This window comes from Pseudomonas sp. MF6747 (genome assembly GCF_963890955.1).
Classification (GTDB): Bacteria; Pseudomonadota; Gammaproteobacteria; order Pseudomonadales; family Pseudomonadaceae; genus Aquipseudomonas.
In genome coordinates this window covers 255,061-264,123 of the sequence record NZ_CAWPSZ010000006.1, presented here as the reverse complement: position 1 = coordinate 264,123, position 9,063 = coordinate 255,061, and the positions used below count along the sequence as shown (strand labels likewise).

Sequence of the window (9,063 nt, the reverse complement as noted above, 5' to 3'; positions counted from 1 at the left end):
CCATGGATGGCCCGTCACGGCGGCCCACGGATTCAAGCCGGAGTGAGGGCATGCCGAGCCTAAGCGAGGCACCGAGTGGTGGGGCAAAGACCTTTTGGTTACTTTTGGCTGGGCCGGCATTCCGGGCGTTTGCCAAAAGTGACCCGCTGTAAGAGCGGAACCACCAGCCGCCCTTACCGCAGCAACGGATATGCCCCCAATCCACCTCCCCCCATTCGCCCAGACAGCCCTGCGGTAGGTGCCCACCCGGCATTTCACAGCTACAATGCCCGCCTCAACCGTGACAAGCCTGACTAAAAAAACTATGTCCTTGCCCAAGCATCACCTGGAATTGCTCAGCCCGGCCCGCGATGTCGCCATCGCGCGCGAGGCTATCTTGCATGGCGCCGACGCCATCTACATTGGTGGACCAAGCTTCGGCGCACGCCACAACGCGTGTAACGAGGTGAGCGACATCGCTCAACTGGTCGAATTCGCCCGCCGTTACCACGCCCGCGTATTCACCACCATCAACACCATCCTGCACGACAACGAACTGGAACCCGCGCGCAAGCTGATCCATCAGCTGTACGACGCCGGCGTCGATGCGTTGATCGTGCAAGACCTGGGCGTGATGGAGCTGGATATTCCGCCCATCGAGCTGCACGCCAGCACCCAGACCGACATCCGCACCCTGGGCCGCGCCAAGTTTCTCGACCAGGCCGGTTTCTCGCAGTTGGTGTTGGCCCGCGAGCTGAACCTGCAGGAAATCCGCGCAATCGCCGATGAAACCGATGCCGCCATCGAGTTCTTCATCCACGGCGCCCTGTGCGTGGCGTTCTCCGGGCAATGCAATATCTCCCACGCGCAAAATGGCCGCAGCGCCAACCGTGGCGATTGCTCCCAGGCCTGCCGCCTGCCGTACACCTTGAAAGATGACCAGGGCCGCGTGGTGGCCTTTGAAAAACACCTGCTGTCGATGAAAGACAACAACCAGAGCGCCAACATCCGCGCGCTGGTCGAAGCCGGTGTGCGTTCGTTCAAGATCGAAGGCCGCTACAAGGACATGGGGTATGTGAAAAACATCACCGCCTATTACCGCCAACGCCTCGACGACGTCCTCGAAGACCGCCCTGACCTGGCGCGCGCTTCCAGCGGCCGTACTGCGCATTTCTTCCTGCCCGACCCGGAAAAAACCTTCCACCGGGGCAGCACCGACTACTTCGTCACCGACCGCAAGATCGACATAGGCGCCTTCGACACGCCCACCTTCACCGGCCTGCCGGTGGGTGTGGTGGAAAAAGCCGGCAAGCGTGACTTGCAGGTAGTCACCCATGAGCCGCTCTCCAACGGCGACGGCCTCAATGTGCTGATCAAGCGCGAAGTCGTGGGTTTTCGCGCCAACATCGCCGAACCCAAAGGCGAGTTCGAAGAAGACGGTGAGAAACGCTACCGCTACCGCGTCGAGCCAAATGAAATGCCGGCCGGCCTGCACCCGTTGCGCCCCAACCATCCGCTGAACCGCAACCTCGACCACAACTGGCAACAAGCCCTGCTCAAGACTTCGGCCGAGCGCCGTATTGGCCTGCAGTGGGTCGCGCGCCTGCGTGAAGACCAGTTGGACGTGACCGCGACCAGCGAAGAAGGCATCAGCGCCAGCGTCACCCTGCCCGGCCCGTTCGGCGTGGCCAACAAGCCGGAACAGGCGCTCGACACCCTGCGCGACCTGCTTGGCCAACTCGGCACCACCGAGTACCACGCCACGCACATCGAGCTGGATGCGCCGCAGGCATTCTTCATCCCCAACTCGCAGCTCAAGGCCTTGCGCCGTGAGGTGATCGAGGCGCTGACCGCCGCCCGCGTTGCCGCTCACCCACGGGGGGCACGCAAGGCTGAGACGTCGCCGCCGCCGGTGTACCCGGAAGCGCACCTGTCGTTCCTGGCCAACGTCTACAACCAGAAAGCCCGGGACTTCTACCACCGTCACGGCGTGAAGCTGATCGACGCCGCCTTTGAAGCCCACGAAGAAACTGGCGAAGTGCCGGTGATGATCACCAAGCACTGCCTGCGGTTCTCGTTCAACCTGTGCCCTAAACAGGCCAAGGGCGTGACGGGGGTGAAGACCAAAGTGGCGCCAATGCAACTGATCCACGGTGATGAAGTGCTGACCCTGAAGTTCGACTGCAAACCGTGCGAGATGCACGTGGTGGGCAAGATCAAGGGCCACATCCTTGGCTTGCCGCAGCCGGGCAGCGGCGTGGGCCATTTCAACCCGGAAAACATCATCTTTCAGGGCACGCACTAACCCTTGGGGAGCGGGGCCACCACCAGCCCCGCTGCAACCCCGCTGCCGCCAGCAGAATCGCAACGACCCCCAGCCATTGCAGCCAACCCAGGCGATGCCCAAAGGCGAACCAATCGACAAAGATCGCCGCAATCGGGTAGATGAACGACAGCGCGCCGGTAAGGGCGGTCGGCAGTTTCTGGATCGCCCCGTACAGCAACACATACATCAAACCGGTGTGCACCATGCCCAGCGTGACCAGCGCAGCCCAGGCCTGGGTCGCGGCAGGCAAGCTGTGCCAGGGCACCAACGGCGCCAGCAAAAGTGCGCCGGTAATCACCTGGATCAACGCCATCAAGTGGGGTGGAACGTCCTTCAAGCGCTTGATGATCAACGCGGCAATCGCATACAAAAACGCTGCGCCCAACGCCAGGGCAATGCCGGTCAGATAATCCCCGCCAGCGCTTTGCTGTTCGCCATGGGCGGTGACAATCGCCAACATGCCGAGGAACGCCACGCTCAACCAGGCGAGCTTCTGCACGGTGATCTTCTCACCCAGAAACAGCGCCGCCAGCATCACCAACATGAACGGCTGCACGTTGTACACCGCCGTGCTGATGGCAATCGATGCACGTGAATAGGATTCGAACAACAGCAACCAGTTGCCAACGATGGCCACACCACTGAGCATCGCCAGGCCGAGCTTGGCCCGGGTCAGCAGGTCTCGGCGCAAGTAACCCAACCACGCACACACCAGCAACAGCGTCAGCGCGCCAATCACGCAGCGCCAGAACACCACTTCGATCACCGACACGCCAGACACCAGCACAAACCAGCCGATGGTGCCCGAAATCAGCATGGCGGCGACCATTTCCCACGACCCGCGACGAATAGATGTGTCCACGATGGCGCTCCTCAAGTGAGGCTCAATTATGGCAATCTGCCGGTCAGCGCCTCCAGCGACTAAAGTAGGCAAAAACCCTCGATTACCTTTTTTAATTAGGCAGGCCGCATGATTGACTCTATCGACCAGCAACTGATCGCCGCCTTGATGGACGACTCGCGCCTGTCGCTCAAGGCGTTGGCGGGTATTACCGGGCTGTCTTCGCCCAGCGTGGGCGAACGTCTGCGCCGTTTGGAGGAGCGCGGCGTGCTGACCCATTACACCGTCGACATCGACCCCAAACACTTCGGCTATTTGCTGCAAGCCATCGTGCGTATCCGCCCATTGCCCGGCAAATTGCAGGAGGTGGAGCGCCAGATCCAGGCGATTCCCGAGTTCACCGAGTGCGACAAGGTCACGGGTGAAGACTGCTTTATCGCGCGCCTGCACGTGCGCACCATGGACCACCTCGACACCCTGCTGGACCGGATCAACGCCTATGCCGAAACCAACACCGCCATTGTCAAGAAAACCCCGGTCAAACGGCGTTTGCCACCCCTGGCCGATTCGTGATTGCACGTCACTAACGCAGTGACGTAATCGCTATTCTGTCATCGCCGGCCGAACTTTATGCTGGGCTCCACACATTGGAACCCACAGGGGTAAAGCGCATGTACGTAATCACTGGCATCACAGGCAAAGTCGGCGGCGCCCTGGCGCATAACCTCCTCAAGGCAGGTCTGCCGGTTCGCGCCGTCATTCGCGACGCCGGCAAAGCGGCATACTGGGCCGACCAGGGCTGCGAAATCGCGTTCGCCGCGATGGAAGATGCACAGGCGTTGACCGAAGCGTTCAAGGGCGCGACCGCCGTGTTCATCCTGCCGCCACCGGGCTTCGATCCGCAGCCTGGGTTTCCTGAAGCACGTGTGGTGATAGCGGCTGTCAGCCAAGCGCTCAAGGCTGCCGCGCCACAAAGAGTCTTGTGCCTGTCGACCATCGGCGCGCAGGCCAAAGAGCTCAACCTGCTGACCCAGCGCACGCTGATGGAGCAGGCGTTGAGCGCCCTGGACATCCCCGTAACCTTCCTGCGCCCGGGCTGGTTCATGGAAAACGCCGCCTACGACGTCAGCAGTGCGCGTGACACCGGTGTGATCCACAGCTTCCTGCAACCGCTGGACAAGCGCATACCAATGGTTGCCACGGCCGACATCGGCACACTTGCCGCGCAGTTGTTGCAGCAAGACTGGGCCGGCCACCGCGTAGTCGAACTGGAAAGCCAATGGGTCAGCCCGAACGACATCGCCCAGACCCTGGCACAAGTGCTCGGCCGTGACGTGCGTGCCGACGTGGTTGAGCGCGATACCTGGGAGCCGTTGCTGCGTGGCCAAGGTGCACACAACCCACTGCCGCGCATGCGCATGGTCGACGGTTTCAACGAAGGCTGGATCTGTTTCGAGCACGATCAGGTGCTCAAGGGCACAACCTCCCTGCTCACGGTATTGCGCGAGCTGGCAGGTAAAACCGCGGAGTCGAATGCCTGATGAACCTGCCTGAATTGGGTTTCGGTACCTTCCGTATGCCCGGCGATGACTGCCGGGCGGTGGTTGAAAGTGCCCTGGCGCTGGGTTACCGGCATATCGACACCGCCGCCCTGTACGACAACGAAGCCGCCGTTGGCCAGGCCATCAAACATTCGGGCATCCCCCGCGACGAGGTGTTCCTGACCACCAAGGTCTGGCATGACCAGTTGGCGCCGGCCGCGCTGCAAAAAGCCTTTGAGCTGAGCCTCGGCAAGCTGGCGGTGGACTACGTCGATCTGTTCATGGTGCATTGGCCGGCTGCCGACATGGACCTGCCCGGCGTGATGAACGCTTTGTTGGCTCTGCGCGACAGTGGCCGCGTGAAGCACATTGGTGTGTGCAATTTCAACATGCCGATGCTGCGCGAGGCGATCGATGTGCTGGGCACGCCGATTGCCGCGGTACAGGTGGAATACCACCCGTTCCTCGACCAGAGCCGCCTGCTCAATTACCTGCGCGGCAAACGCATCCCGATGGTCGCGTATGCGCCGTTGGCACAGGGTCGCGCGGCCACTGACCCGGTACTCACACAGATCGGCGCCAAGCACGGCGCCAGCGCGGCGCAAGTCGCCCTGGCCTGGTTACGCCAACAAGGCGTGGCGGCGATTCCCAAAGCCCAGCGCCCGCAAAGCCAGCAAGCCAACCTCGATTCGCTGCACGTCCCACTCGATGAGCAGGATATGCAAGCCATCGCGCGGTTGCCCAAAGACCAACGCTTTGTGCAGCCGCCGTTTGCACCGCAGTGGGATGCGCTGTAAGCCGATTGAGTGGCTGGTGGGCTAGTTGTAGTCAGTGGGCCTCCTGTGGCGAGCGGGCGGGTTGTGGCGAGCGGGCTTGCCCCGCGTTGGGGCGCGAAGCGGCCCTGAAACCTGACGACTCAATTCATTGGAAGAAACGCGGTGACTGTCCTGGGGCTGCTTCGCAGCCCAACGCGGGGCAAGCCCGCTCGCCACAGCCCGCACGCTCGCCACAGTAAGCCCGCTCACCACAAGCCCGCTTGCCACAAAAGGCCCGTGGAAATATGGGGACACGGAAGTCAACGCGGGTGTTCCGGCTGCGCTGCTAGCGTCACAGCTTCTTATCCATGCAAGGAGCAACGGATTGTCTCGTCAGCCCAACTCTCACCGATTACGCCGCGGTCGTTACTCAGAATCAGGGCGTGCTTATTTGGTTACCGTCGTCGTGCATCAGCGCCAACCCTTGTTCAACAGTTTTGAGCTGGGACGATTATTGGTAGCAGAATTCAAACGAACCCACGACGCGGGTCAAGTCAACTCACTGGCGTGGGTGATCATGCCAGATCACTTTCATTGGTTGTTCGAGCTGCATAACTCGACCCTGCCCGATGTGATGCGCCAGACCAAGTCGCGCAGTACGCTGAGTATCAATCGGGCCCGAGGCAGCCGGGAAAGATTCTGGCAGCGCGGCTATCACGACCGTGCTGTGCGGGCCGAGGAAGACGCTAGGAAAATAGCTCGCTACGTGATTGCCAACCCTCTACGAGCCGGGCTGGTCGAGCACATTGGTGATTATCCGTTGTGGGACGCGGCCTGGTTGTAACGCTGCAGACTCACGTGGCAAGCGAGCCTCTTGGGGTAGATGGGATTTCTGTGGTGGACGGGCTTCCTGTGATGTACGGGCATCCTGTGGTGGACGGGCTTGCTGTGGCGAGCGGGCTTGCCCCGCGTTGGGGCGCGAAGCGGCCCTGAAACCTGAAGACTCAATTCATCGGAAGAAACGCGGTGACTGTCCTGGGGCTGCTTCGCAGCCCAACGCGGGGCAAGCCCGCTCGCCACAGCCAGGCTGCTCGACACAGCAAGCCCGCTCACCACGAGACGCCAGATCAGTCGTGCAGCGCCTTCGCCGCAACCAGTAACCCTTGGAACTTGCGATAGCGCGCTTCCAACACCGGCTGCTGCGTCGCATCAGGCCAATACCGCGCCTTGACCGGCATGCCCGCGTGCAACAGCGACACGCCCTGCCCGATCGCCACAAACCCCAGCTTCGCCGCCCCAATACACGCGCTCAATTCGCTGCCCTGCAAGGTAAAGATCTCGCGCTGCAGGATGTTCGCCAACAACTGCGCCCAGTACTCGCTGCGCGCGCCGCCGCCCACCAAAGCGCAGGCGCCGACGCTGGCGCCGGCCGATTGCACGGCGTGCAAGGCATCGAGCAAGCCAAACCCCACGCCTTCCATCACGGCGTAACCGAGCATCGCCGGGGTGCAATCGTGGCCCAGGTTCATGAAACCGCCGCGCAGCAATGGGTCGTTGTGCGGCGTGCGTTCACCGGCCAGATAGGGCAAAAACAGAGGTGTGTCCAACGGTACCGGCTGCCCCATCGGCAACTGCGCCTGCACCTGGTCCAGTAGCGTTTGTTCGTCCGGCATACCGGTCAAGCGTGTCACCCAGCGCAGGCAACTGGCCCCGGCCAGCATGGCGCCCATGGTGTACCAGCGATCAGGCAGCGCGTGGCAGAAGCTGTGCACGGCGCTGGCCGGGTTGCCGGCGGCATGATCGGTGATGGCGACGATGGCCGCGCTGGTGCCCAGGGTGATGAAACCGTCGCCGGCATTGATTGCGCCGATGCCGACGGCCGCCACCGGGTTATCGCCGCCGCCACCGGCAATCACCACGCCGGGCGACAAACCCAGCCCGCTCGCCGTCACGTAACCCGCCAACGCACCGCCTTCCACCAGCCTGGGCATTTGCGCAGGCGCAAGCCCCGTGGCACGCAGCATCGGCGCGAACCATTCGCGCTGCGCCACGTCCAGCCACAGTGTGCCGGCCGCATCGGACATCTCGCTGATGCGCTCGCCACTCAGGCGTAAACGCAGGTAGTCCTTGGGCGAGAGCACGCAGTCAATGGCCTTGAACACCTCGGGTTCATGCTGCTGCAACCACAGCAGTTTCGGCGCGGTCAGCCCGGCCATGGGCAGGCTGCCGGTGACTTCGGCGAAGCCGGGCCCGAGCTGCTCAGCTTGGGCGACAGCACGCGAGTCGTCCCACAGGATCGCCGGGTACAACACCCGGTCGTCATCCCCGAGCAACACGGCGCCGTGCATCTGCCCGGACAACCCAATGCACACCACACGACTGAACGCCGCATGCGCACGCAACTGCTCAAGCGCCTGCAAACAGGCCTGCCACCAGTCTTGCGGGGCCTGTTCGGACCAGCCGCTGTGGCGTCGCGAGACACTCAAGCGCACACCGGCGTGGGCCAGCACGGCGCCGTCGACGTCCATCAGAATCGCCTTGAGTTCAGAGGTGCCCAAATCAATACCGAGGGAAACAGGACTGCTCATACGTGGGTCATTCCAATCCAATACAGCCACATGAATTACGGTATTGCAGGCTCGGCGCCAGGCGCACACTTTGCACCGGCGCGGCCGGCGAGGCCATGCGTTGCAGCAGCATCTGCACCGCGCGCGCGCCCAGCTCCTGGACCGGCTGGGCAATCAAGGTCAGGCGCGGCACGAAAAAATCCGCCCAGTCAAAATCATCAAAACCCACCAGTGCGACCTGCCCCGGCACCTCGACCCGCGCGTCTCGCAGCGCGTGCATGGCGCCCAGCGTCATCAGGTTATTGCCCGCCATGATCGCCGTAGGCGGCGCACTCAGGGCCAGCAACTGCGCGGTCGCGACGCGCGCCGGCTGGCTGTTCGAGCCACCGTTGACCAGTAACTGCGGGTCAAACGCCACGCCTGCCGCCTGCAACGCGGCCCGGTAACCCGCCACGCGCTCATCGGTAGTGCCCAGCCCCGCGCGCCCGGCAATAAAGCCGATCCGGCGGTGCCCATGTTCAATCAAGTGCGCGACCAGGGCCTGGGTGGACTGGGTATTCTCCACCCCGATCTGGTCAAACTGCGTGCTCATCATGCGGTCCACCAGCACCGTGGGCATTTCATTCGCCTGCAAATACTCCAGGGCTCTGGAATCGGTGGACGGAGCCAGCAAAATCCCGTCAACCCGCCGATGATGCAACGCCGTGACCACTCGCAGCTCCTGCTCCGGGTCGTCGTGGGGGTCGACAAACAGCATCATGTAGCCGTGCTTGGCGCACTCGGTTTCAATCGCGTGCACGGTTTCGCTGAAGTAATGGTTGGACAGCGCCGAGATCGCCACGCCAATCGTGCTGGTGCTGGAACGGGCCAGCGAGCGCGCCAGGGTATTGGGGATGTAGCCCAAGTCCTGAATCGCGCGCTGCACCGCTTGCACCGTGGCCTCGCTGACCTTGCGGGTGCCGTTCAACACGTGGGACACGGTCGACGTCGACACCCCCGCCCTGCTTGCCACGTCATCCATGGTGACCACGACGCTTTCCCCTTTACTCAATGA

The 9,063-nt window shown here is 62.7% G+C and carries 8 protein-coding genes; 5 read left to right on the top strand and 3 right to left on the bottom strand.

Annotated features, from left to right (window positions below; all coding sequences use genetic code 11):
* Positions 1-304 precede the first annotated feature (304 nt).
* On the top strand, positions 305-2,284 hold the full coding sequence (locus AACW30_RS08595; protein WP_119740509.1) for a peptidase U32 family protein: 1,980 nt from the start codon (positions 305-307) through the stop codon (positions 2,282-2,284).
* Here the strand turns inward: AACW30_RS08595 and AACW30_RS08590 are convergent.
* Positions 2,262-3,167 (bottom strand): DMT family transporter, encoded by a 906-nt coding sequence (locus AACW30_RS08590; protein ID WP_200624754.1) that lies wholly within the window; start codon positions 3,165-3,167, stop codon positions 2,262-2,264. The genes AACW30_RS08595 and AACW30_RS08590 overlap by 23 nt on opposite strands.
* A 108-nt stretch (positions 3,168-3,275) precedes the next feature.
* On the opposite strand from AACW30_RS08590, the gene AACW30_RS08585 reads away from it, so the two are divergent.
* From AACW30_RS08585 to AACW30_RS08570, 4 genes are all read left to right on the top strand, one after another.
* The gene (locus AACW30_RS08585) at positions 3,276-3,719 is read left to right on the top strand and encodes an Lrp/AsnC family transcriptional regulator (protein WP_119740513.1); all 444 of its coding nucleotides are present in this window, start codon (positions 3,276-3,278) and stop codon (positions 3,717-3,719) included.
* Positions 3,720-3,817: 98 nt separating this feature from the next.
* Positions 3,818-4,687: an NmrA family NAD(P)-binding protein gene (locus AACW30_RS08580; protein WP_119740515.1), complete on the top strand. Its 870-nt coding sequence runs from the start codon at positions 3,818-3,820 to the stop codon at positions 4,685-4,687.
* Positions 4,687-5,484 (top strand): aldo/keto reductase, encoded by a 798-nt coding sequence (locus tag AACW30_RS08575; protein WP_200624753.1) that lies wholly within the window; start codon positions 4,687-4,689, stop codon positions 5,482-5,484. The genes AACW30_RS08580 and AACW30_RS08575 overlap by 1 nt, the downstream gene beginning before the upstream one ends.
* A gap of 343 nt (positions 5,485-5,827) precedes the next feature.
* Complete coding sequence (locus AACW30_RS08570) at positions 5,828-6,286, top strand: REP-associated tyrosine transposase (protein WP_200624752.1); 459 nt, start codon at positions 5,828-5,830, stop codon at positions 6,284-6,286.
* A gap of 283 nt (positions 6,287-6,569) precedes the next feature.
* Here the strand turns inward: AACW30_RS08570 and xylB are convergent, their stop codons facing one another.
* Positions 6,570-8,030, bottom strand: coding sequence for a xylulokinase (xylB, locus tag AACW30_RS08565; RefSeq protein ID WP_200624751.1), 1,461 nt, complete (start codon positions 8,028-8,030; stop codon positions 6,570-6,572).
* A gap of 7 nt (positions 8,031-8,037) precedes the next feature.
* Positions 8,038-9,039 carry a LacI family DNA-binding transcriptional regulator gene (locus AACW30_RS08560; protein ID WP_200624750.1) on the bottom strand — a complete coding sequence of 334 codons (1,002 nt, stop codon included), beginning with the start codon at positions 9,037-9,039 and terminating at the stop codon, positions 8,038-8,040.
* Between the last annotated feature and the right edge of the window lie 24 nt (positions 9,040-9,063).